Annotated in this window: 19 protein-coding genes; 16 read left to right on the forward strand and 3 right to left on the reverse strand. The window is 43.1% G+C overall.

The window, feature by feature from the left end; translation table 11 throughout:
- Nucleotides 1-184: 184 nt before the first annotated feature.
- From MKY54_RS12975 to MKY54_RS13030, 12 genes are all read left to right on the forward strand, one after another.
- A complete protein-coding gene (locus MKY54_RS12975; protein WP_339190672.1) occupies nucleotides 185-1,255 on the forward strand; it encodes an ABC transporter substrate-binding protein in 1,071 nt (356 codons plus the stop codon).
- A gap of 61 nt (nucleotides 1,256-1,316) precedes the next feature.
- Nucleotides 1,317-2,240: an ABC transporter permease gene (locus tag MKY54_RS12980; protein WP_339190674.1), complete on the forward strand. Its 924-nt coding sequence runs from the start codon at nucleotides 1,317-1,319 to the stop codon at nucleotides 2,238-2,240.
- The gene (locus tag MKY54_RS12985) at nucleotides 2,233-3,027 is read left to right on the forward strand and encodes an ABC transporter ATP-binding protein (protein ID WP_076125889.1); all 795 of its coding nucleotides are present in this window, start codon (nucleotides 2,233-2,235) and stop codon (nucleotides 3,025-3,027) included. Before MKY54_RS12980 ends, MKY54_RS12985 begins: the two co-directional genes overlap by 8 nt.
- Before the next feature lie 223 nt (nucleotides 3,028-3,250).
- A complete protein-coding gene (locus MKY54_RS12990) occupies nucleotides 3,251-5,017 on the forward strand; it encodes a sensor histidine kinase (RefSeq protein WP_339190676.1) in 1,767 nt (588 codons plus the stop codon).
- The gene (locus MKY54_RS12995) at nucleotides 5,010-6,578 is read left to right on the forward strand and encodes a response regulator (RefSeq protein WP_076183420.1); all 1,569 of its coding nucleotides are present in this window, start codon (nucleotides 5,010-5,012) and stop codon (nucleotides 6,576-6,578) included. Before MKY54_RS12990 ends, MKY54_RS12995 begins: the two co-directional genes overlap by 8 nt.
- A 121-nt stretch (nucleotides 6,579-6,699) precedes the next feature.
- Complete coding sequence (locus MKY54_RS13000; RefSeq protein WP_036686225.1) at nucleotides 6,700-8,037, forward strand: extracellular solute-binding protein; 1,338 nt, start codon at nucleotides 6,700-6,702, stop codon at nucleotides 8,035-8,037.
- A gap of 143 nt (nucleotides 8,038-8,180) precedes the next feature.
- Nucleotides 8,181-9,101 carry a sugar ABC transporter permease gene (locus MKY54_RS13005; RefSeq protein WP_076105030.1) on the forward strand — a complete coding sequence of 307 codons (921 nt, stop codon included), beginning with the start codon at nucleotides 8,181-8,183 and terminating at the stop codon, nucleotides 9,099-9,101.
- 3 nt (nucleotides 9,102-9,104) lie between these two features.
- On the forward strand, nucleotides 9,105-9,944 hold the full coding sequence (locus MKY54_RS13010) for a carbohydrate ABC transporter permease (RefSeq protein WP_038570347.1): 840 nt from the start codon (nucleotides 9,105-9,107) through the stop codon (nucleotides 9,942-9,944).
- Between the two features lie 57 nt (nucleotides 9,945-10,001).
- On the forward strand, nucleotides 10,002-11,114 hold the full coding sequence (locus MKY54_RS13015; RefSeq protein WP_339190679.1) for a rhamnogalacturonan acetylesterase: 1,113 nt from the start codon (nucleotides 10,002-10,004) through the stop codon (nucleotides 11,112-11,114).
- 112 nt (nucleotides 11,115-11,226) lie between these two features.
- Nucleotides 11,227-12,018 (forward strand): SDR family NAD(P)-dependent oxidoreductase, encoded by a 792-nt coding sequence (locus MKY54_RS13020; protein ID WP_076310402.1) that lies wholly within the window; start codon nucleotides 11,227-11,229, stop codon nucleotides 12,016-12,018.
- 181 nt (nucleotides 12,019-12,199) lie between these two features.
- Nucleotides 12,200-12,916, forward strand: coding sequence for an MgtC/SapB family protein (locus tag MKY54_RS13025; protein ID WP_036686231.1), 717 nt, complete (start codon nucleotides 12,200-12,202; stop codon nucleotides 12,914-12,916).
- 84 nt (nucleotides 12,917-13,000) lie between these two features.
- Nucleotides 13,001-13,990, forward strand: coding sequence for an aldose 1-epimerase (locus MKY54_RS13030; protein ID WP_076183424.1), 990 nt, complete (start codon nucleotides 13,001-13,003; stop codon nucleotides 13,988-13,990).
- An 80-nt stretch (nucleotides 13,991-14,070) separates the two neighbouring features.
- Here MKY54_RS13030 and thrS read toward each other — a convergent pair whose 3' ends face one another.
- Nucleotides 14,071-15,984, reverse strand: a complete 1,914-nt coding sequence (gene thrS, locus MKY54_RS13035) for a threonine--tRNA ligase (RefSeq protein WP_339190680.1) — start codon at nucleotides 15,982-15,984, stop codon at nucleotides 14,071-14,073.
- Between the two features lie 474 nt (nucleotides 15,985-16,458).
- On the opposite strand from thrS, the gene MKY54_RS13040 reads away from it, so the two are divergent.
- Both MKY54_RS13040 and MKY54_RS13045 read left to right on the forward strand, forming a co-directional pair.
- Nucleotides 16,459-17,127, forward strand: coding sequence for a TraX family protein (locus MKY54_RS13040; RefSeq protein ID WP_339190682.1), 669 nt, complete (start codon nucleotides 16,459-16,461; stop codon nucleotides 17,125-17,127).
- Between the two features lie 92 nt (nucleotides 17,128-17,219).
- Nucleotides 17,220-18,737 carry a copper amine oxidase N-terminal domain-containing protein gene (locus tag MKY54_RS13045; protein ID WP_076125900.1) on the forward strand — a complete coding sequence of 506 codons (1,518 nt, stop codon included), beginning with the start codon at nucleotides 17,220-17,222 and terminating at the stop codon, nucleotides 18,735-18,737.
- A gap of 97 nt (nucleotides 18,738-18,834) precedes the next feature.
- Here the strand turns inward: MKY54_RS13045 and MKY54_RS13050 are convergent, their stop codons facing one another.
- On the reverse strand, nucleotides 18,835-20,232 hold the full coding sequence (locus MKY54_RS13050) for a metallophosphoesterase (RefSeq protein WP_339190686.1): 1,398 nt from the start codon (nucleotides 20,230-20,232) through the stop codon (nucleotides 18,835-18,837).
- Between the two features lie 272 nt (nucleotides 20,233-20,504).
- Between MKY54_RS13050 and MKY54_RS13055 the strand changes: the two genes are divergently transcribed.
- A complete protein-coding gene (locus MKY54_RS13055; RefSeq protein WP_339190688.1) occupies nucleotides 20,505-21,104 on the forward strand; it encodes a nitroreductase family protein in 600 nt (199 codons plus the stop codon).
- A gap of 71 nt (nucleotides 21,105-21,175) precedes the next feature.
- Complete coding sequence (locus tag MKY54_RS13060) at nucleotides 21,176-21,370, forward strand: hypothetical protein (RefSeq protein ID WP_036686240.1); 195 nt, start codon at nucleotides 21,176-21,178, stop codon at nucleotides 21,368-21,370.
- Nucleotides 21,371-21,454: 84 nt separating this feature from the next.
- On the opposite strand, the gene MKY54_RS13065 is transcribed toward MKY54_RS13060, so the two are convergent.
- A complete protein-coding gene (locus tag MKY54_RS13065) occupies nucleotides 21,455-22,612 on the reverse strand; it encodes a peptidylprolyl isomerase (RefSeq protein ID WP_339190691.1) in 1,158 nt (385 codons plus the stop codon).
- Between the last annotated feature and the right edge of the window lie 174 nt (nucleotides 22,613-22,786).

A 22,786-nucleotide genomic window follows, 5' to 3' on the forward strand; every position in this document is an offset into this window, starting at 1 on the left:
TATGGAAATATGATAAGTGATTGACGGATAAACAACCTCCATATAATATAGGTTTAATAGATTTCTATCATTAATGTGAGGTACGTGTAAGCTTATGCTTTAATGCTTTTATCGATAAAAGTGATAATGCTGAGTCGCTCACCTTGATGTATGCGTTAATAAACTAATGAAATGGGGTACTTTGATGAAAATGAGAAACATTTTGGCGGGATTAAGCTTATGCTTCATGCTCGTAGCAGCTGGTTGTGGTAACAATAACACTGCGGGAAACGCAGGAAATGCAGCGAATTCCGGTAATTCCCCTACGAATGCAGGAGCAGCAGATTCAAAAACGTACAAAATTGCGATCTCGCAATATGTGGAGCACCCCTCACTTGATGCTACACGTGAAGGAATTCTCGCTGCTTTGAAGGATGCAGGAATCGTTGAAGGTGAGAACCTGAAGGTTGACCTTGAGAATGCTCAGGCTGATCAAGCGAATAACTTGTCCATTGCTCAAAAGATTGCCGCTGACTCTAATGATTTGGTATTGGCAATTGCAACGCCTTCCGCTCAATCAATTGTTCAAGCACTCAGCAAAGCAAGTAAGGATACACCGATTTTATTCGCAGCCGTAACTGACCCACTCGACGCAAAGATTGTCACGGATCTGGAGCATCCAGGTGGCAATGTATCAGGGGTATCGGACACCAATCCCGAAGCGATTAACAGATTAATGCAATTTATAGCTACCCAATTTCCTAACGTGAAAAAGCTGGGCATCGTTATTAATGAAGGTGAACCAAATGCAGTAATTATGGCTGAGATTGCTAAAAAAGAGTTGGATAAACATGGAATCGAGCTAGTGAAGGCTGCCATCACGAATACCTCTGAAGTCAAACAAGCTGCAGAATCACTTGTGGGTCGTGTAGATGCATTCTACATTACTTTGGATAACACAGTCGTAAGTGCAGTGGATACCATTATTCAAACAGCTAATGACAAGAAAATTCCCTTCTTCTCCAGTGACCGTGATACGGTTGAAAAGGGAGCTTTCGCCACCGTTGGTTTTAAATATTTCGATCATGGCTATCAAGTGGGTCAAATGGCCGTGGATATTTTGAAAAATGGTAAAAAGCCAGCTGATATGAAAGTAACCATGCAAGAAAAACTCGATCTCATTCTTAACCTGAAATCTGCAGCAGCGCAAGGCATAGAAGTGACTGATGCAATGAAGGCAGAAGTTGCCGATCAAGCTAACAATATTATTCAATAAGCCATTATATAGGGGCGATTTCGTGAGAACGCCCCTTTCCGCTCGAAGGAGGAAGTCATCTATGTTAAATTCGATGCTCGGGGCCGTTGAAATGGGACTGCTTTACGCATTTATGGCTTTAGGTGTATACATTACCTTTCGTATTCTTGATTTCCCTGATTTGACTGTAGATGGGAGCTTTACCACTGGTGGTGCCATTGCCGCTGTTATGATTACTAACGGTTATGCACCATGGCTTGCTACCCTGGCCGCTATTGCTGGTGGAATGCTGGCAGGAATGTGTACGGGCCTATTACATACGAAAGGCAAGATTAATGGACTGTTATCCGGGATTTTGATGATGATTGCACTCTATTCCATTAATCTGCGGATATTTGGTGGCAAACCGAACTGGTCTTTAATGGGCGACACTACCTTGTTCACTTCCATTGATCCTCTGCTCGTACTGCCGTTTGTAGTTGTTTTTGTGAAAATAGTAATGGATTTATTCCTGCGTACAGATCTTGGACTTGCGCTGCGGGCTACTGGAGATAATGCAAGAATGATCCGCAGTCTGGGTGTAAACACGGATAATACCACTATTCTTGGCGTCAGTTTATCCAATGGAATGGTGGCGCTCTCGGGGGCGCTAATCACTCAGTATTCTTCTTTTGCGGATTCCTCTATGGGTATTGGGATGATTGTAATCGGGTTAGCTTCGGTGATCATCGGTGAAGCCATATTCGGTGCTAAAAATGTATTTCGGGCCACATTGGCTGTTGTGCTCGGATCCATAGTTTACCGGATCGTAGTTGCTCTTGCCTTGCGGGTACCGTGGCTGAAAGCTTCGGATCTTAAGCTGATCACAGCAATTATCGTTATTTTCGCTCTTGTATTCCCGTCGATTCAGCGTTTCCTGAAGCAGAAGAATATGGCGCGGAGGCGTTCCGTTGAATTAGCTGAGCAGGCGCTAAGCAGCAAGAGAGGAGGCACCATCGATGCTTAAACTGGAGAACGTATCTAAGCTGTTCAATCCCGGAACACCCGATGAGAAAATAGCGCTGCTCGGCATTGACTTGGAGCTTCTTCCCGGTGATTTTGTCACCATCATTGGAAGTAATGGAGCTGGTAAATCTACGTTGATGAACATTATTTCCGGTGTCATGAAGCCGGATCTGGGTACAGCCAGCATTGAGGGAAATTCAATCAGCCATTTGGCGGAATTTCAACGGAGTCGTTGGATTGGCCGTGTCTTTCAGGACCCAATGGCGGGTACGGCTCCACATATGACGATTGAAGAAAATTTAGCTATGGCTTATAAAAGAGGCAAAAGCAGAGGGTTAACCTTTGGCGTAAATAAAGCTAAAAGAGCTTTGTTTCGCAATGAGCTAAGCCGTCTGGGGATTGGGCTGGAGGATCGCCTGCGGGCAAAAGTAGGGTTGTTGTCAGGTGGAGAGAGACAAGCGCTAAGTCTGCTAATGGCGACCTTTACTCAACCGCAAATTTTACTTTTAGATGAACATACAGCAGCCCTTGACCCTTCTCGTGCGGAGCTGATTACTAAACTTACAGAGTCCATTGTCCGTGAGATGAAGTTAACCACCCTAATGGTTACTCATAACATGGAACAGGCCATTCGTCTTGGCAATCGTCTGATCATGATGGATAAGGGCCGTATTATTTTGGATATCGATGAGGAACGTAAAAAAGATCTTACTGTAGAACGGCTGCTCGGAGAATTCGAGACAATCAGCGGACATAAATTGGCAGATGACCGAATGATGCTTGGCTAGTCAGTTGTAGGTGTGAAGGTAGCTCAATATAAGGGCTTGAAGTGAAGTCTGATTCTGGATTTCATTTCGAGCCCTTTTTTACATAGGAATTTTTTCGCCGAGCCATTATACTATCCTTATCTTTCAGTTCACGTAAATTTACCCAAATGGAACATTATGGTTTATAATGGAATTATAGTGATAATAAATGAAAATTATCATATTTAGGGAGCGGAGAATGCAGATGATTTGGAAAAATGTTAGCGCTTACAGAAGTTCGGGCATTTTCAACAAAATGATACTGATTATTTCCTTTTTGCTTCTACTTTCCTTTTTATTCTCTTTGACCGTTTTACAATATGTGTATCGTATCTATGACAAGCAAATTTATGAAAAGGCCTCTGAGGTACTGGGGATGTCCTCCATTAGCATCGAAAATGCCCTAAGAGAATTGGATCAGCTTTCTTTTACAGTGGTGTCTGATGAGCAAATTCAAGAATGCCTGCGCCAATTGCAGAATGATCCACAGCCTTATGAAAGACAAGTTCTACATAACAAGATCATAAACAGGCTGGTTGCTTTTGCAGGGGCAGAGAAATACGTTTATTCCATGATGCTGATGGATACGAGTGGCGGAGTAATGACTGCGGGCAATCGTGAAGGAGTATCACAGGATCTGCAGGATCAGTTAAAGCCGTTAGCTGCGGAAGCTAGCGGGAGTATAGTGTGGTATCCGCAAGGAAACAGAAATTCACTTTTGGCGGTTCGGCAGATTAAATCTTATACAGGGTCAACGTTTACGCTGGATGATCTGGGAACACTCGTGATCCGTATTCGGATCGATCTAATCATTGCGGATAGTACGAGCGATACTGACCAATTAATCGCAGTTGATGCCACGACGGGACAGGCAATCTATCCTGAAGCGCCAATTCTTTTGCCAGAAGAGCTTAAAGAAGAGACAGAACGTCCGGAGCTATATCGCACGGCCAAATATCAAGAAGGTACCTACTTTATAACCAAGACGAAATCATCTTATATAGATTGGATCTACATCAATGCCACTCCATTTAATGAGATGTTCAAACATATTACTTTTGTCAAAAAGCTGGTCGTCATCATATTCGCACTAATCTTATTAATTGGTCTCCTTTTAGGCTACAGGCTTGCTCGCAGTATTGTACGTCCGATCTCTAAGCTGACCAAAAAAATGAAGCAAATCGAGAAAGGCGATCTGGACAATCTGGAGGAACAGTCATTAGGTGTGGTTTCACAGACTGCGCAGGACGAGGTTAGTCAGCTAAACCGGACTTTTAAAATGATGATCCGCAGGATCAGAGAGCTTATTGATGAGAACTATGCGAAGCAGCTGATTATTAGAGAGACAGAGCTAAAAGCTTTGCAGGCCCAGATTAATCCGCATTTTTTGTACAATACACTGGAATCAATCAACTGGTTAGCCAAAATGAACAAACAAGCCAAAATCTCAGAAATGGTAGAAGCGCTCGGTTACTTGTTCCGCAGCTCTATTGGTCTAAAGGATCCGCTGATTACACTTGAAAAAGAGATCACTATCGTGCGCAATTATGTCATTATCCAGAAAACACGGTTTGATGAGAGGCTTGATTTCCGGATGGATGTACCTGAACATCTGCATGACGCTTTGATTCCGAAGCTGACCTTGCAGCCTTTAATCGAAAATGCTATCCGCTATGCACTAGAGCCTAATATTGAACCGTGTACCATTTCTATAACAGTTAGTGAAGATGAGCAGGGGCTCGATATCAGAGTCAGTGATAATGGACCGGGAATGAGCGCTGAATTTATCAAAGATTTGCAGATGGGAAGAGTTAAGACCCGTGGAGAAGGCATCGGCTTAGCTAACATCGCGGAACGGATTCAAATCGTCTTCGGCCCTGAATGGGGCACTTCCATAGAAAGTGAACCGGGTCAAGGAACAACTATACATGTGCGTATACCTTACTTAAAAGGAGTGCTAGAGAATGTATAAACTGCTGTTGGTGGATGATGAACGCTTGATTCTGGAAGGGATATCGCAGGTTGTGGACTGGGGACGAGCGGGAACAGAGCTTGTAGGCACGGCGTGGAACGGGATTGAGGCTTTGGTGAAAATAGAGGAGCTTAGCCCTGAAATAGTGATTACGGATATTTCTATGCCTGGTTTAGATGGTTTGGGACTGGTGCAAAAATGCAGTGAACGATTTCCAGATGTGAAATTCGTTATGCTGACTGGTTATAAGGATTTTGATTATGCTTGTATTGCTATGCAGAACGGGGTCAAACATTATCTTTTAAAGCCGTGCAATGAGAATCAGATCCATGAAGCGCTGGTTGAGCTGGTAGCAGAGCTCGATGAACAGAAGAGCCGGGGCGAATTCGTAAATAGCATGAAACAACGTCTTCAGAAGGTATTGCCCCATGTGAAAGAACAGTTTTTGAAGGAATGGATCTCTAACAAAACTTATGGAAGTCAGGATCTAGAGTACTATCAGGAATTATTCGGCATTGAACTCAATGACAAAACGGTACGCTTGCTCCTGTTCCGACTAGAAGGTTCTTACGAATATGAGCAATTGTTCGCTCTGCAAAATATTGCCCAGGACGTACTTCAGGAAACACTCCTGAGTGCGACGATAGGCGGTCATTTATTAATATTACTGGAAGACGAAGGAAATACGGTGCAGAATAGCCCCTTGCTTAAACGTATCGCTGAAGTAAGAGAGGTATTCTGCAAGTTTTATAAAATGGATGTGACAATCGCGATTAGTGATGCTGACCTTATGATTCATTCCCGGAGATTGTATCGTCAGACCTTGCAATGCCTGAACCATCGTTTTTATTTGGAGGCGGGCGGTTTGATTACCGGGAGTGATATCCCAAGTGATGAGCTAAGTGGAAGAAATGATATCGAGCTAGATGAAGAGCATATTTGTCTACTAATCAAAGCAGGTGACCAAAATACGGTAGAGCTGGAATTGGAACGATTATTCAACTTGCTCGCGGATGAACGGTTAGATATTAACGTGACGCGTTCATATGTTTTACAGTTATATTCCGCTATGATTCGTTTAGCAGTCCCTGATGAAAGAAACAGCTTCACATCGGGCTTGGCGGAGCTTGCCGAAATTAGAACCTTGGGAGGTTTAAAAGCATACGTCAAAGAGGCAGCGGTTCGCTTAACAGCGATGTATGACCGACATTTTAGTTCCCGGCAATCGCTTATTGTAGACAAAATGTTCAAAATTATCGCAGAGGATTACAAGAATGCAGAGCTGTCGCTTAGCTCGGTCGCTGCTGAAATGTTATATATGAATCCCGACTATCTAGGCAAAATATTCAAGAAAATTACCGGAGAGAAATTCTCGAATTACGTAACCAATTACCGGATTGCTAAAGCATCGGAGCATATTTTGAGAAGTGGGGATGTAAGAGTATTTGAGCTGGCTGAAATGTTCGGCTTCGGTGGGAATGCACAATATTTCAGTCAGGTTTTTAAAAAAGTAACCGGCCAGACCCCTACAGATTTCATGAAACCCCCTCAAGCGAACTGATTATTGAACAAACAAGACGGTTTTTTGTATTCAATAATCACGGAATATTTGAGAAAATTTAACCAATGAAAGCGCTACCTAAAGGGATCAGAGCCTTTACACTATCATAGGAAAAGGGGACATGAAATTGAAAAAGAGATTCGCTTTACTAGCCGTACCATTATTGCTGTCGTCGATGTTAGCTGGTTGCGGTGGAGGTAACAACAATAACAATGCTGCTGCTACGGATTCCGCTACAAATACTCCTTCGGAGACGAAACCTGCGGCCACGACCTCAGCAGAACCAGTAACCCTGCGTATCGCATGGTGGGGTGGAGATACAAGACATTCTTATACACAACAAGTTATTGATATGTATGAAGCCAAATATCCGAATGTAACCATTGAGCCTGAATATGCATCCTTTGATGATTACTGGAAAAAGCTTGCTCCGCAAGCTGCTGCGAATAGACTTCCTGATATCGTTCAAATGGATATTTCTTATATTAATCAATATGGATCTAACGGACAGCTCGAAGATTTGAAACCTTATTTGAACTCTCAGATTCAAGTCGGCGATGTGAATGAGAACGTGCTGAGTACTGGAGTGATTGGTGAGAAGCAATACGGAATTCCGTTAGGGGTTAACGTACTTGGTTTTCAATATGATCCAGAATTGCTGAAAAAGGCAGGTGTTGATTCTATCCCAGAGAACTGGACTTGGGATCAATACAAGGAAATCGCCGCAAAAGCTAAGTCGGCTGGACTGTATATGGACGGTTCCATGGCAGCAGACGTGTTCTTCAACTATTATCTGCGTACAAAAGGGCTGGCACTCTATAACAATGATGGTTCCGCACTTGGCTATGAGGACGATGCGTTGTTCACTGACTTTTTCGGAATGTTGTCTGGTTTGATTAAAGATGGAGCGGTCCCATCACAAGACAAACTGAGCCAAAATAAAGGGGTTATTGAAGAGTCGGATATTGTTAAAGGGACAGGTATCGGTGTATGGCAATGGTCGAACCAATACGTTGCTTTGCAAATCGCTGTAAATCGTCCTATGGAGCTGGCACAAATGCCTGGTCCAGATATGGATAAAGGGCTTTACATGCAGCCAAGTATGTACTGGTCAATTACTTCTAACTCTAAAGTGAAGGAAGAAGCAGCGAAGTTCGTTGATTTCTGGATTAATGATGTGGAAGCTAACAACCTGATCAAAGGCGAACGCGGAGTACCGATTTCAAGCAAAATCAAAGAATCTGTAGCTACACAATTAACTGATTCCGGTAAGCAAGTATTTAAGTTTGTTGCTGACATGGAGCCTACTACTTCACCTATGAGTCCACCGGTTGGATCACCAGAGGTTGTAGCCCTGCTTACAGACCTTGCTGAACAAATGAACTTCGGGAAAATCGATCCAGCAGCAGCAGCGGCACAGTTCCGAAAAGAAGCGAACTCTATTCTTTCCAGCCGTTAATCGTAGGGTAACAGATAACTATACTGCGTCTCACATGGGAAACGGCATGCCCTTTCGCTAGGCGGCATCCCGTTTCCCATATTATTCACATAAAAAGGAGTTGGAGACCCTTGGCATTAACGAATCCCCTACCTTCGAATCCATTGGCTGTTAAGAAAAAGAACCTCACCGGCCGGCGGTTACGAAGCAACCTTACAGGATATGCCTTCATCAGTCCGTTCGTCATTGGCTTCCTTTGCTTCACACTGATCCCGATGATCATTTCGCTGTATCTTTCTTTTACCAAATACAATTTATTCGCTCCACCTAAGTGGATTGGATTTGATAATTACATCAAAATGTTCTCAAATGACCCGAAATATTTGCATTCACTAAAGGTAACGCTGCTTTACGTATTTATCGGTGTGCCTTTACGTCTAACCTTCGCATTATTTGTGGCCATGATTCTAAATACGAAATCACGTATGGTAGGAGCCTATCGGACAACTTATTATTTACCTTCTATTATAGGGGGTAGTGTGGCGGTCTCCATCATGTGGCGTAATATTTTTAGTGATACAGGAATTATTAACGGCATGCTTGGCTTTTTCGGAATTGGACCGGTAAGTTGGTTTGGCAATCCGAATGCTGCGCTTATCATGTTGATAACTCTATCTGTGTGGCAGTTTGGCTCATCCATGTTGATCTTTCTTGCAGGTCTTAAAAATATTCCTGGTGAAATGTATGAGGCAGCTAGTGTGGATGGAGCCGGATTCTTCAGAAAGTTCTTCAAGATTACTATGCCACTCTTAAGTTCAGTGATTCTGTTTAATCTAGTTATGCAGACGATCAGCGCATTCATGACCTTTGTTCCAGCTTATATTATCTCTAAAGGTGAAGGCGGACCTATGGACGGCACTATGTTGTATTCTCTCTATTTATTCCGTCAGGCCTTTATGTTTAATAATATGGGTTATGCTTCGGCTATGGCTTGGGTAATGTTGTTGCTTGTCGGCATCATGACCGGAATCTTGTTCAAGACATCCAAATCGTGGGTCTTCTACGAGTCGGAAGGAGGAAAATAATCCATGGCGAAAATTAAACTGAAATGGCCGCTTTATCACATCCTTATAGGTGGCCTCGCTATCGTTATGCTGTATCCGATTCTGTGGATGATCATGAGTTCTTTTAAAGAGAGCCGGCTTGTGTTTGTTACAGCGCAGCACCTTATACCTGATCCATGGGAATGGGGGAACTATGCTAAAGGCTGGGAAGGTATTGCAGGTTACTCCTTTGGTGTCTTCATCAAGAACTCTTTTGTAATTGTTATTGTCGCAACACTGGGCGCAGTCATTTCATCTTCACTGGTTGCCTTCGGTTTTGCCCGCAATAAATTTGTAGGCCATGGCTTATGGTTCGGAATCATGATGATGACCCTGATGCTTCCTTCCGATGTGGTGCTCGTCCCTCAATACATTATCTATGCCAAATTGGAATGGCTCGACAGTATCAAACCGATCGTTGTTCCACAGTTCTTCGGTGTCCCGTTTTTCATTTTCCTAATGCTGCAGTTTATTCGGACCATTCCTGTTGAACTTGATGAAGCGGCTACCATCGATGGTTGTGGGAAATTTGGACTTTATTTCAGAATTATACTTCCACTCATTCGTCCTTCTATGGCTACTGCGGCGATCTTCTCCTTCTATTGGCGCTGGGAAGACCTGCTTGGACCGGTATTGTACTTGAACTCACCTTCTAAATATACAGTTTCGATGGGGCTTAAAATGTTCCTGGACAGTGAGTCCGTATCCAACTGGGGTCCAATGTTCGCCATGTCTGTTCTAAGTTTGGCACCAGTCATGATTATCTTCTTTATCTTCCAAAAGCAGATTGTAGAAGGAATCAGCACCAGTGGTTTGAAAGGTTGATTTCAGCAAACGAATATAAATGTTTTAAATCTCTAATTAAGAAAGGTGCGGCTGAATTTGGATAGCTATCGTTTTGATTTTGGGATTAAGGAAGCTGAGCCTGGCTACACCAAAATTCGGCCGGACACATCTTATTCTAAGGAAATAGGGTATGGTTTCACTTCTGATTCCTCCGTCTTTGGTCGTTTCAGAGGGGGAACAGATATACTGCGAAGCGATTGCTGCATCCCACAGAAAGCAGTTTTTCTTCTGGATCTCACGAATGGGATCTACCGTGTTACGCTGCTGTTGGGTGATACTCTGGCAGATACCAGCACATTTATCAAAGCTGGAGAAGGCAAGTTCGTATTGGACACGCTAAATGTGCCTGCGGGCCAATATTTGCGCGAATCCTTTGCAATTAGGGTTAAGGATGGGCAGCTAAAGCTATCGTTCTCGGGTGCGGCACCGCGTATTAACGCCTTGGACATTCAGATGGACAATGAAGCGCTAGTCTTATTTCTGGCGGGAGATTCCACGGTGACCGATCAAGGGGAAGAAGGTTACCCCTATGCGGGGTGGGGCCAACTGCTGCCACGCTGCTTCAAAGCCGGAATAGCTGTAGATAATCGAGCACTTTCTGGACGCAGTTCCAAGAGTTTTATTGAGGAAGGGCATTTGGAGGGCATTGCCGCAGATATCAGACCCAGAGATTATCTGTTCATCCAGTTTGGACATAATGATTCCAAAACTGATGATTTAAGACATACCGATCCCTTTACTACATATAAAGAACATTTGCTCCGGTTGATTACAGTCGCCCGAGAAGCGGGGGCCTATCCGGTTCTTGTGAGCTCTGTACATCGGCGAAGATTTGATAGTGAAGAAGCAATTGTAGACACGCATGGAGATTATTTAATCGCCATGCGGGAACTCGCAGATACCGAGCAGGTTCCACTGATTGATTTAGCCGAGAAGAGCCGCAAGCTCTTTGCAGCTTATGGCTCAGAGGGCTCAAAAGATTTATTCATGTGGAGCTATCCAGGAGAATTTATTGCGCATCCAGGTGGGGTGCAGGATAATACCCATTTTCAGATTTTAGGGGCTCGTCTTCTAGCTGAGCTTATAGTGGAAGGGATCCGGGAAGTTGGATTAAACGATCTCATCATTCATCTTCGTCAGGGAGAATAATAATCCTAAAGGAAAAGTAAATATCTGTCGGTTCAACTTCTGTATGCAAGGTTAAGGTTAAGGAAAGAACTTAACTGGAAGACTTGCATGATAAGAAGGAGGATATCACGATATGGCAGATAAAAAGCTTGTAGGTAAGGTTGCAGTTGTAACCGGAGGCGGCTCAGGAATTGGCCGGGCAACCGTGCTTGAGTTCGCACGTAACGGAGCCAAAGTTGTATTATTGGACAGAACTGTAGAAAATGCTGAAAAGGTTAGACAGCTAGTGGAGAAAGAGGGCGGAGAAGCCCTAGTTATCGAATGTGATGTTGCTGAACCACCACAAGTGGAAGCGGCGATAAATAAGGCGGCCGCGAAATGGGGTCGTCTTGATGTTGTTTTTGCCAACGCAGGGATTAATGGGGCGATGACGCCTATTGAAACGATGGATATTGAAGCTTGGGATCAGACCATTCATATTAACCTGCGTGGAACCTTCGCGACTGTTAAATATGCGATACCGCATCTAAAAGAAAGCGGAGGCAGCATCCTGATCAACAGCTCCATTAACGGAAATCGTGTATTTTCTAATGTTGGTTTTTCTGCTTACAGTACGACAAAGGCAGGACAGGTTGCTTTTATGAAAATGGCGGCACTGGAACTGGCTCAATTTCAAATCCGCGTAAATGCGATCTGTCCTGGGGCTATAAAGACCAATATAGATGACAACACTTTTCCATCAGAGGATCTGAAAGAAGTGAAAATCCCAGTAGAATTTCCTGAGGGAGATCAACCGCTCGAAGAAGGTCCGGGGCGACCTGATCAAGTAGCGAAGCTGGCGCTGTTTCTGGCGTCTGAAGATTCAGATCATATTACGGGGACGGAAATTTATTGTGACGGTGCAGAGTCGCTTCTGCATGGTTAATTTTTCAACATAATCTTGGCCTCTCATAACGGATTCCATCCTCGTCGCTATGCCGGACCACACGGGTCGAAAGAGCATCTGCGGTGAGGATGGCTATGCCGTTTTTTGTTGTAAAATAAAGCTAATCATTATCTCCAATTTCCGTTATAATGGAGTATCTCTGGAGAAAGGAGATTGCGATATGGATTTTCAATTGGAATCATTAATGAAGTTACTAGTGGCCATGCTGTTCGGGCTGTTCATCGGGATTGACCGACAGATCAAGCAGAAACCGCTGGGGATACGGACCAGTATGGTCATAAGCATTGCGAGCTGTCTTGTCACAGTGGTGTCTATCCATGCCTTTGATAAGTTCGCAGGACCAGAGCATCCAAACATGGACCCAATGCGGCTTGCGGCTCAGATTGTCAGCGGGATTGGTTTTTTGGGTGCGGGTGTTATTCTGCGTAGAGGCGGAGATGCCATTTCGGGCCTTACTTCGGCAGCACTCATCTGGACAGCTTCTGGAATTGGTATAGCTGTGGGTGCGGGATTCTATATTGAGGCAGCATATGCGGTTATTCTGCTGATGTTTGCTGTGAATTTAGTTCCTCATTTAATCCGTTCGCTAGGACCAGAAGTACTGAATAAACATGAAGTTTCAGTGAGGATCATTATGGAAGCTAATTTTGTGCTTACAGAAGTGATCCAAAAAATCGAGCGGCCTCAGGTCAGCTCGCAGCGTAGTACTAGAGGTCCATCCCGAGCGATTCGAAGAATGAAAATTAAAGATTTGGAAGATGGCAGACAAATGATCGATATGGTGATCTCAGCACCGGATCGGGATTACGCAACAGAAATCTATTACGATGTGAAGAAAATTGAACATGTAATGAGCGTAGAAGTGGAGCAATTGTAAAAAGAGCATGTCACCTCATGACTAGATGTGGTAATCTATCAAGTGGAGACAATTATCAGACACTGGAAGGGAGAACAATATATTATGTCAATCACAGCGTATGAAGGACAATATGAAGGAGAAGCAGCTATCTGGTTGAAAGCCGGTCGTTATGAGGCGGCTATTCTGCCAGGCATTGGCGGCAACCTGATCTGTTTCCGTGATACCGAAAACGGATATCGCTTCCTGCATGAGCCTGGAGCTGAAGAGATGGAAGCCTTTAAGGCAAGTCCGGGGATTCACGGAATTCCTGTATTATTTCCTCCAAATCGTTATGAGGATGGTAAATTTCCATGGAATGGTCAAACTTATCAATTCCCAGTAAATGAAGTTGCAACGGGCAACCATTTACACGGATTTTTACATACTGCAGCTTGGGAAGTCGAAGAATTTGGCAGCGGTAAGACTGAAAGCTTCGTAACCGTATTCATCAAGGTGGATGAGAATCATCCTTCTTATCAGTATTTGCCACATAAGTATACGATCAAATTGCGTTATACCCTCGGCGAAGGAGGATTATCTCAACAGGTGTTGGTGCACAATGATGGAGAAGATGTGATGCCTTGCTTGCTGGCATTCCACACTGCCATTAACGCACCTTTCGCACCAGGAAGCAGTGCACAAGATTACCGCGTAAAAGCTACTATTGGCGAGCGCTGGGAGCTCAACGACCGCATGCTGCCAACAGGCAAATTCCAGGCGTTGGAGCCAGGAGAAGTTCAGCTTCGTGAAGAAGGTGTGAATCCATATTTTGCATCGATGGACAATCACTACACGGCTGTACCTCAGAACGGACGCAACCGGATGGAGCTTACCGATAGCAAAGCTGGAGTAACCTTGGTGTACGATGTAGGGACTTCGTACAAACAATGGATGATCTGGAATAATGGTGCTACAGAACAGTTCTTCTGCCCTGAGCCACAAATTAACTTGGTGAATGCGCCAATGGTAGATCTTCCTGCTGATGAAATCGGCTTGTTCAGCCTGAAACCAGGCGAATATTGGGAAGAGAGCAGCCGCCTGTACGTAAAATAGAGTTCATGTGAATATGAATAGGTTATAAAGAAGGGGCTGTCTCAAACGTAGTTTTTCTACGATTAGACAGCCCCTTAAATTTATCTCTTACTAATAATCTCTTCATTAATCTGTTCAATGATGTCTTGGATACTCTTCGAACCAAGATCACCTTCACCACGTTTTCTTACAGAGACAGTGTCGGAATTTTTTTCGTTCTCTCCAAGTACAAGCATGTAAGGTGCTTTTTCAAGCTGAGCTTCACGAATTTTGTAGCCTAACTTCTCATTTCGGATATCTACTTCGACACGAATGCCAGCCTTCTCCATGTGATGCTTCACTTGCAGTGCATAGTCAACATAGTTCTCAGAGACTGGCAATAACTTCGCATGAACAGGTGCGAGCCACAGTGGGAAAGCTCCAGCGAAATGTTCAGTAATAATCCCCATAAAACGATCGATCGACCCATAAACAGCGCGATGGATTACGACCGGGCGATGTTTAAGATTATCTTCCCCGATGTAAGTAAGATCGAATTTCTCTGGCATTTGCCAATCTAGTTGGATTGTTCCACATTGCCAGCTTCGTTTTAGCGCATCTAAGATATGGAAATCAATCTTAGGTCCATAGAACGCGCCATCCCCTTCATTCACACGATATTCGATCCCGAGATTGTCTAATACATTTTGTAAAGATTGTTCAGCCTGATCCCATAATTCTTCAGATCCCATATAATCTGCCGGCCGAGTTGATAATTCAATCTTATACTCAAAGCCGAACACTTGATAAATATGGTCAATCAGTGAGATTACCCGTCTTATTTCATCCTCAATTTGCTCTGGCAAAACGAAGAGGTGAGCATCATCCTGGCAGAAAGTGCGGACTCTCATCATCCCGTTCAGTGCTCCGGAATATTCATGGCGATGCACTTGACCGAATTCCGAGATACGGATAGGCAGTTCCCGGTAGGAATGCAGAGTATTTTTGAAAATTAGCATATGCCCAGGGCAGTTCATCGGCTTAAGGGCAAATTTTGTTTCATCTACATCTGTGAAATACATATTGTCCTTGTAGTGATCCCAGTGTCCTGACTGCTCCCAAAGCCGATTGTTCATCATCAGCGGTGTACGAACTTCATCGTAATCTCTCTGTCTTTGTAATTCCCGGGCAAAGTTCTCAAGCTCTGTACGGATTGTCATTCCCTTGGGAAGATAGAAGGGCATGCCTGGCGCTTCTTCTGAGAACATGAACAACTCAAGTTCTTTGCCGAGCTTACGGTGGTCACGTTTTTTAGCTTCTTCAAGAAACAGTAAATGTTCCTCTAACTGCGCTTTTTTAGGAAAGGCAGTTCCATAAATACGTTGCAGCATTTTGTTATTGGAATCTCCACGCCAGTAGGCACCCGCTACATTCAACAGCTTAAAGGCTTTGACCAAGCCAGTAGAGGGAAGATGTGGCCCACGGCAAAGATCGGAGAATTCACCTTGATCATAAATAGTTAATACTGTGTCTTCCGGCAGATCATGAATAAGCTCCAGCTTTAAAGGCTCATTCAGCTCTTCAAAAAGTTTAATGGCCTCTGCGCGGCTCACCACACGGCGGACAATCTGGTGATTCTCTTGGATGATTTTCGCCATTTCTTGTTCGATTGCAGCAAGATCATCAGTGGATAGAGGTTTCTCAATATCAATGTCATAGTAGAAGCCGTCTTCGATAACAGGACCTATGCCTAGCTGGACAGCTTTATCTCCATATATACGTTTTATGGCCTGCGCCATGATATGTGCAGTACTGTGTCTATAAACCTCAAGACCGTCTTTGCTATCCAACGTAACAATATCGAGCCGGCAATCATGTTCGATCGCTTGGTTTAGATCAACAGATTTTCCATCAATTTTTCCAGCTACAGCATTTTTTTTCAGACTGGTACTTATGGCACCTGCTGCTTCTTTAATCGTTGTTCCTTGCAGTACCTCTCTAATTGTTCCATCTTGCAGTGTTACCTTGATCTTCATGATTTTAGCCTCCGTTTCTCAAATATTGTTAGTTGTGAACGCAAAAAAACGCATCTCTCCCAGAAAGGGACGAGTGCGTTCAGCTCGTGGTTCCACCCTAATTCGACCTGTCATTTAGACAGGACCTCATTGGTATCCGATATCGGGGATAAATCGGTGCCGCATACTACCGAAAAAACAAAGTTCTACGGATTCAGCGCCACGGCTACAAAGGGGTAACTTCACAACCGGTAACTGGAGAAGCTTGCAGCCTGGACTTCTCTCTCTGGACAGTTCGTGTAGGAAATCATGTCTTTGATCATTGCCATATTCTGTTGCTAGTTAATATTACTCAATAGTATTCAATAAAGTCAAGGGGGGGAGGTGCACAGAAATCGGATGATCGTTTCTCCGCGGTCTTCATTTGCTTATTGGTAAAGGAAATGAGGAAGGACTTGGCGAATTTATATTTCAACATGCTTAAGGGGGATTGTAATGCAGATTATTGCCATGCTGACGATGCTAATCGACCATATTGGCTATATCTTTTTCCCGGAGAATCTTGCTTGGAGATATGTAGGGAGAATAGCTTTTCCGATTTATTGTTATGGGCTTGTGCAGGGACATATCCATACTTCATCCAGACCTAAATATTTATTTCGGTTGCTCTTGATTGCGATTATTGCCCAGATTCCCTATAATCTAGCGCTAAATTCTGGTGGCTGGAACGTGGTGTTTACGTTATTGCTGTCAGCAATCGTACTGGTTATTTTGGACAAGCTGCCTTCACTATGGCTTGGTATACCTGTGGTAATTGCTGCTATAGTGTTAATGGATTATTACCCTATAGATTACAATGCGTACGGTTTGCTTTTAGTATTGATTTTTCGTTATACGAAATCGTACTGGCTTGTTGGAGCCCATCTGACACTGAATCTATTCTATATGTTTTATAATTATTGGGTTGTACAGATGCTCAGTATTTTACCTACCTTGCTGATTGCTTTTACGCCTTTAATTTGGAATCGCTTGGAGCGGCACCGGGTTCCGCGCTGGATGTGGTGGTCATTTTATCCTGCACATTTACTGATGTTGGCGATAGTTAAGGCTGTAATTTACAAGGATTGGGCTCAGATCGAATGGCGAAGTTTGTTGAATATCTAAACATTTTACAATAAAAGGAACTTTGATTTACAAAACTTACCTTAGCTGAGATAATGGATTGATTTCACAAAATAAGATGAAGGAGACATGCTATGAGTAGAGTTAAAGCGAAATTGAAGTGGTTTTTGCCTTTTGTCGCACTGATGCTAGTTCTTGCCGGCTGTCAGTCGGTAGGGGGGTTCGATGTTAATAAGGCGTTGATTGGGGATGTTGATGTTAAATCATCAGAATCCAGTATGACTTTTTCCATGAATGCTGAGCCCATAGAGGGAATTAGCGCGGAAGATAAGGAAATGGTTGATCTTATTAATTCTTTTTCCTTGAATATTAGTAAAGCTAAGTTACAAGATAATGGGAGTTTATCGGCCCAAGGAACTGTTGGTTATAAACAATTGAATATTCCATTCACCTTGTTTATGGACAAACAAACACTTGCTTTTACAGTTGAAGGAGCAAAACAACCGTTCTACTTCCCTGTACAAGGATACGATGAAATTTTAGGTGAAGTAGGATTGGATACGGCAAAAGCTGAAGATGTCAGTAAGCTGTTGACGAAATTCGTTGTTAAGAATCTTCCTAATCCTGGCGTAATCAACATTACACCGGTTAGTGATGCTGTGTATGGTGAGCAGTTGAACATGACGAAGCTGCATGCAGAAGTGACTGGTGATGAGCTTCCTGCATTGTTAAAAGGCTTCCTGAAGTCTGTTTCCAAAGACACAGAAGGTTTTACTGAATTGGTGGGTGGTCTTTACGACTATCTGTACCCTGTGATCAAAGCTATGGATGAAGACGGTTCTGGCGATATTTTCAATCTGGGATTCGGAGATATTCCACTGGATGATAAAGAAGCTGTCGTAACTGTATTGCATGATGCTGCCAAATTGGCTGTTGATGCATTGCTGCTAGTATATGACAATCAAGTGGACAGTCTTTACAAATCAACTCCTGAGATGAAGACAGTGTTGAGTAAGGATACGAAGTTATCTGTTGATATTTTCGTTGATAGTGCTCTGCATGTGCGTAAACAGAATGTTGATCTGAAAGTGGCGCTTCCGGGTACCGAGGATTTCCCATTGAAGAGCCTCTCGCTTAAAGCTTCCAGTCAGATTTGGAACATTGGCGGTGCTGTAACTGCTGATCCAATCAGTACTGAAGGTGCACTTGATATTTCTTCCGGACTTACACCTGGAGAGACTTTGAGAAATTTTGCCCCTGATTCTGATGTATATCGTATATTGAAGGATGATCTGGGCATTACGAAGAGAACCATTGTTATCGAACCTGATGACGAATATTATTACCCGATTGTAGACAAGAACACTACTTATATCCCACTGCGTTATTTGGCAGAAGATTTAGATGCTACTGTAGAATGGGATACGGCCAATCGTGCAATTAACGTTACTGATGGTGTGTACGGAGATAAACTGGTATTCAAAATCGGTTCTTCCGAAGCCTTGATTAACGGCACGGCTGTAAAGCTTGCCCAACCTGTATTTGTTGACGAGTATGGCGATGCATATGTATCCTTGCGTCTGCTTGCTGAAGCGCTTCATGCTACTGTGTCGGTAGATGAAGATGGTTGGATTACTATTGTACGGAAATAGTTGTATCTTAACAATTAATTAACACAATAAACCCAGCTTCCATCTGACGCATAAATGCAGGTGGAGGCTGGGTTTTTCATATGAATACATAATCCAGTTATTGCTTCGTTAATACCACCTCTAAAGCTATATTACTAAGCTCTTTATCCTCTGTCATACTTTGGATGTATCCACCTAAGAAGCCTTCTTGTAGGCCTTCCCAAAGCTTGTAGCCTGGCATCGCTTTAATATCTTCTGAGGAGCTGCCGGCTGTCCCCGCGAAATATCTTACATTTAGCTTGGCCATTACCTCTGCCATCGATGCCTTTTCAGACTGCGTAAAGGAACTCTCCTTTAAACCATCCATAGCTTTGTTATAAGAGTTTGTAGCAAAAGTATCCTCAGCATAGGTCTTGAAGTTTAAAAGATTCTGATCTGTATTGCCATTAGCTTTAGCCCATCCCTCTACATTTAAGGGCGTTGCTTCATAATTGACGGTTCTGCTCAGAGGATCGAAGGTCATCGCTCCGTATTGATGTGGATAGACAGCCATTGCACTTGTTGCGATATCATAAATTGGTGTTTCTTCCGAAGAAGTTACCGGGTCTACCCGGATGTCCTGCATATGGATATGGCCTGACAAGACTAAATTAAGTTCATTTTCACGAAGTACCTTTATTGTTTCCTGACTGTTGTTAAGCTTAAAGCCTGAAACAGACATAGAGGTGTGGCTTAGTAGATTGTGGTGCATAACCGTGAGAACAGAAGCATGCTCCTTGGCAGCCAGTTTAACAGAATTATCTATCCATGATAGGGTAGAGGCGGTCAGGCGTCCGTCCGTTTGGGGGAAACCGTATTTCTGATTGTTATGATATTGGCTGCTGTCAATCATAAGGAGCCATAAATTTGGCGCTGCCTTAACGATGTAACTTAGTGATTCTTTATCACGTGATACAGCTTCTTTGTAACCGAAATCCTCATACTTCTTGGTAAAGTCTTTGTCTGTAATGGAATCCGTAACAAGCTGCTTATCCCCGCTGAAGGATCTGGCCCAAGGATTAAATAAATCGTGGTTGCCTGGAATGACATAAACAGAGGTTCCTTGTGCTTCGATTCGCTTTAATTTTTGGGTTAGCTCCTGATGGCTGCTGCGTTCTCCGTTATTTGTTAAATCTCCACTCAGGATGAGAAAATCAGGCTTCTGCTGCTCAGCGTCATAAACCAAGGTTTCAAGGATTTCATCACTGTAAGGCAGCATTTTTCCATCACCGCCAGTTACATATTTTTGAAAAGCTGTACCGCCATCCTGTAGCTTCTTATCTAAGAAGTGAGTGTCCGTTGCCACCCAGAAAGTGAGGGGGTGAAGATCATTCGGATCTTGTGCTGTTGAGGTTAAATTAGACGAATTTGTGTCTTTACAGCTAGTTAGAGCCAAGCTCATTGAAAGGAGCAGCAATAATGAGATTAAGGCTGATTTTCTATGCCGAACAAGGGCTTTCTCGCTTGGGAATTTCATGATTATAACCTTCCTTCTATACATTTGCTGCACTATTGTAGCGCATTTTAGCTCGTGGTGTATATCGGAAAAGGAAGAGGGCAGTTTCTAGCCCGCCTGAAGTGATTAATGATTAATAGATCAGGTGCATAATTAAGCCCATAAATGCGACAATAAGAGTTGGCAACGAATATATCCGACAAAATAAGTTGTGAATAACTGTTGTGTTTTCAGAAAAAAGGTGCTAAGATATACAAAAGTAAGTTACTAAAATTAATGGAGGTAGTTATTTTATGTCTAACAATTTCTTTGAAGCAGTAAAAGGAAGACGTTCCATATATGCCCTTAGTAAAGAATCTACGATTTCGGATGCACAAATTGTAGAAATTGTTGAACAAGCGGTGCTACATAGCCCAACTTCTTTCAACTCCCAAAGCTCAAGAGCCGTTGTTCTTCTTGGAGAACAACACGATAAGCTATGGGATATCACTACAGAAACATTGCGTAAAATCGTTCCTGCCGAACAATTTGAAGGAACAGCGCAAAAATTAGCGTCTTTCAAAGCAGGTTACGGTTCCGTACTATTCTTCGAAGATCAAACGGTAGTGAAGAGCCTGCAAGAGAACTTCGCTCTATATGCTGAGAACTTCCCAATTTGGGCTAACCAATCCTCTGGTATTCTGCAATTTGTAGTATGGACAGCACTTTCTGAAGCAGGTGTAGGTGCATCCTTGCAGCACTATAATCCACTGATTGATGATGAAGTAAAAGAAGCATGGGGCATCCCGCAAGAATGGAAATTGATTGCTCAATTGCCATTTGGTAAAACAGTTACTCCTGCTGGTGAGAAACAATTCCAACCGGTTGAAGATCGTGTTAAAGTCTTTAAATAAGTGAAATAAGCGTTTGAAACCTCCTTAACCAGGCTAAGTATGTATATAGACTGGTTAAGGAGGTTTTTGGTATGCCATGGAACAAAGAGGATTATCCAGAATCATTGAAGAACTTCACAGCACCTGTTCGCAATAAGGCAATCGATATTGCGAATGCGCTCCTCGAAGATGGTTATGAGGAGGGGCGGGCGATTTCAATTGCCACAGCGCAGGCGAAAGAGTGGGGGGAGAACCACGATAAACAAATCCGTAAAAAAGGCCATTAAGGCTTAATCAAAGGCCTGAACATAGAAATGAAAAAAAGCAGGACAGCGTTTATTAACGCTTGTCCTGCTTTTTGACGGGCACAATTATTTAGTGGATTCATTTCCTGTTGCTGCGCTTGCAGTTGGCTCAGCTGTTGCAGCTGCATCTTCTTTAGCGTCAGTAAGTGTGTTCGTGATTTTTGCTTTTTCAGTTGTTTCTGACATCCAAGTGGAGGACAGAGTGGAAACCTTTTGCGAAACTAGTGTTTTACGAATTTCATCTTTCTTTTCTTCCAGTGTATAGTCTTTAGCATCTTTATGGTCGGTTACTTTAATGATGTGATAACCATAATCGGATTTGACAGCATCACTGGTTTCACCAACTTTTAGCTTAAAGGCTACATCAGAGAATTCAGCTACCATATCGCCACGTTTGAAGAAGTCTAGATCTCCGCCATTATCCTTGGAACCCGTATCAGAGGATTTTTCCTTGGCAAGAGTAGCGAAATCTGCGCCTTCTTTCAGTTGCTTCAGAATTGCATCTGCTTCTTCTTTAGTCTCAACGAGAATGTGGGAAGCGCGAACTTGTTCTTCTTCACTGAAAGTAGCTTTATTTGTGTCATAGTATTCTTTGATTTCATCATCCGTTACAGTGACTTGTGGCTCAAGGATTTTACGCAGCTTTACTTGCAGCGGCATTTGCTTTTTCAAGTCGTCTACAGTCATTGAGCTTTGGGACAAAGCAGCATTAAAGGCAGCTTCTCCGCCGAATTGTGCTTTAAGATCTTCAAGTTCAGTGTTGATGTCTTCATCTGTAACAGTTACGTTAGCTTTTTTAGCCTCTTGATCAACAAGCTCAGTTGTAATCATAGATTGCAGCGTGCTTTCTCCGCCTGCTTCGATCAATTTATCATAAAGTTGTTCTTTTGTGATTTTTGTTCCGTTTACTGTTGCAACAGCTTTTTTGCTGTCGTCTTTTTGGACGACCAGAACAATGATTAGTGCTGCAGCTAATACGATAGAGGCAATCATCCAAGCTTTATTGCTTCTAGGAGCAGTCGGAGGTGTAGGTGGCGTAGCGTTGTTCGCACCGACTTTGTTCATTACTGGAATACTGTCTGCTTTTGTTGTATTCACAGGTTCCTCAGCAGCAACTTGCGCTACTTCAACCTCTTCATTGATAATCTCGGAAGTGTTCAATTCTTCTTCCGTGGTACCGTTGTTTTCTAAGTTCTCATTTCCATTCAGATCTTTTTTGTCCATTATTAGTAATGACTCCCTTCAATATAGGTGTTGCTTGTCTATTTACAACTTTAACAGAAATCCTAATCCTAAACCTTAAGAAAGTATAAAAAAAGGCAGGATCTTTTTAAGTTTCTATTAATAAAAAGCAAAAAGCCGGAAATGGCATCAGTAACATGCCTTTCCGGCTAATGG

Origin of the sequence: Paenibacillus sp. FSL P2-0121, from assembly GCF_037975345.1 — a bacterium.
GTDB lineage: Bacteria > Bacillota > Bacilli > Paenibacillales > Paenibacillaceae > Paenibacillus_AQ > Paenibacillus_AQ odorifer.

Coding starts and splice junctions, on each gene's coding strand:
- MKY54_RS13000 (WP_036686225.1), top strand. CDS start 6,700: ATGAAATTGAAAAAGAGATTCGCTTTACTAGCCGTACCATTATTGCTG.
- MKY54_RS13045 (WP_076125900.1), top strand. CDS start 17,220: ATGAGTAGAGTTAAAGCGAAATTGAAGTGGTTTTTGCCTTTTGTCGCA.
- MKY54_RS13065 (WP_339190691.1), bottom strand. CDS start 22,612: ATGGACAAAAAAGATCTGAATGGAAATGAGAACTTAGAAAACAACGGT.
- MKY54_RS12975 (WP_339190672.1), top strand. CDS start 185: ATGAAAATGAGAAACATTTTGGCGGGATTAAGCTTATGCTTCATGCTC.
- MKY54_RS12985 (WP_076125889.1), top strand. CDS start 2,233: ATGCTTAAACTGGAGAACGTATCTAAGCTGTTCAATCCCGGAACACCC.
- MKY54_RS12980 (WP_339190674.1), top strand. CDS start 1,317: ATGTTAAATTCGATGCTCGGGGCCGTTGAAATGGGACTGCTTTACGCA.
- MKY54_RS13020 (WP_076310402.1), top strand. CDS start 11,227: ATGGCAGATAAAAAGCTTGTAGGTAAGGTTGCAGTTGTAACCGGAGGC.
- MKY54_RS12995 (WP_076183420.1), top strand. CDS start 5,010: ATGTATAAACTGCTGTTGGTGGATGATGAACGCTTGATTCTGGAAGGG.
- MKY54_RS13040 (WP_339190682.1), top strand. CDS start 16,459: ATGCAGATTATTGCCATGCTGACGATGCTAATCGACCATATTGGCTAT.
- thrS (WP_339190680.1), bottom strand. CDS start 15,984: ATGAAGATCAAGGTAACACTGCAAGATGGAACAATTAGAGAGGTACTG.
- MKY54_RS13050 (WP_339190686.1), bottom strand. CDS start 20,232: ATGAAATTCCCAAGCGAGAAAGCCCTTGTTCGGCATAGAAAATCAGCC.
- MKY54_RS13060 (WP_036686240.1), top strand. CDS start 21,176: ATGCCATGGAACAAAGAGGATTATCCAGAATCATTGAAGAACTTCACA.
- MKY54_RS12990 (WP_339190676.1), top strand. CDS start 3,251: ATGATTTGGAAAAATGTTAGCGCTTACAGAAGTTCGGGCATTTTCAAC.
- MKY54_RS13010 (WP_038570347.1), top strand. CDS start 9,105: ATGGCGAAAATTAAACTGAAATGGCCGCTTTATCACATCCTTATAGGT.
- MKY54_RS13025 (WP_036686231.1), top strand. CDS start 12,200: ATGGATTTTCAATTGGAATCATTAATGAAGTTACTAGTGGCCATGCTG.
- MKY54_RS13030 (WP_076183424.1), top strand. CDS start 13,001: ATGTCAATCACAGCGTATGAAGGACAATATGAAGGAGAAGCAGCTATC.
- MKY54_RS13055 (WP_339190688.1), top strand. CDS start 20,505: ATGTCTAACAATTTCTTTGAAGCAGTAAAAGGAAGACGTTCCATATAT.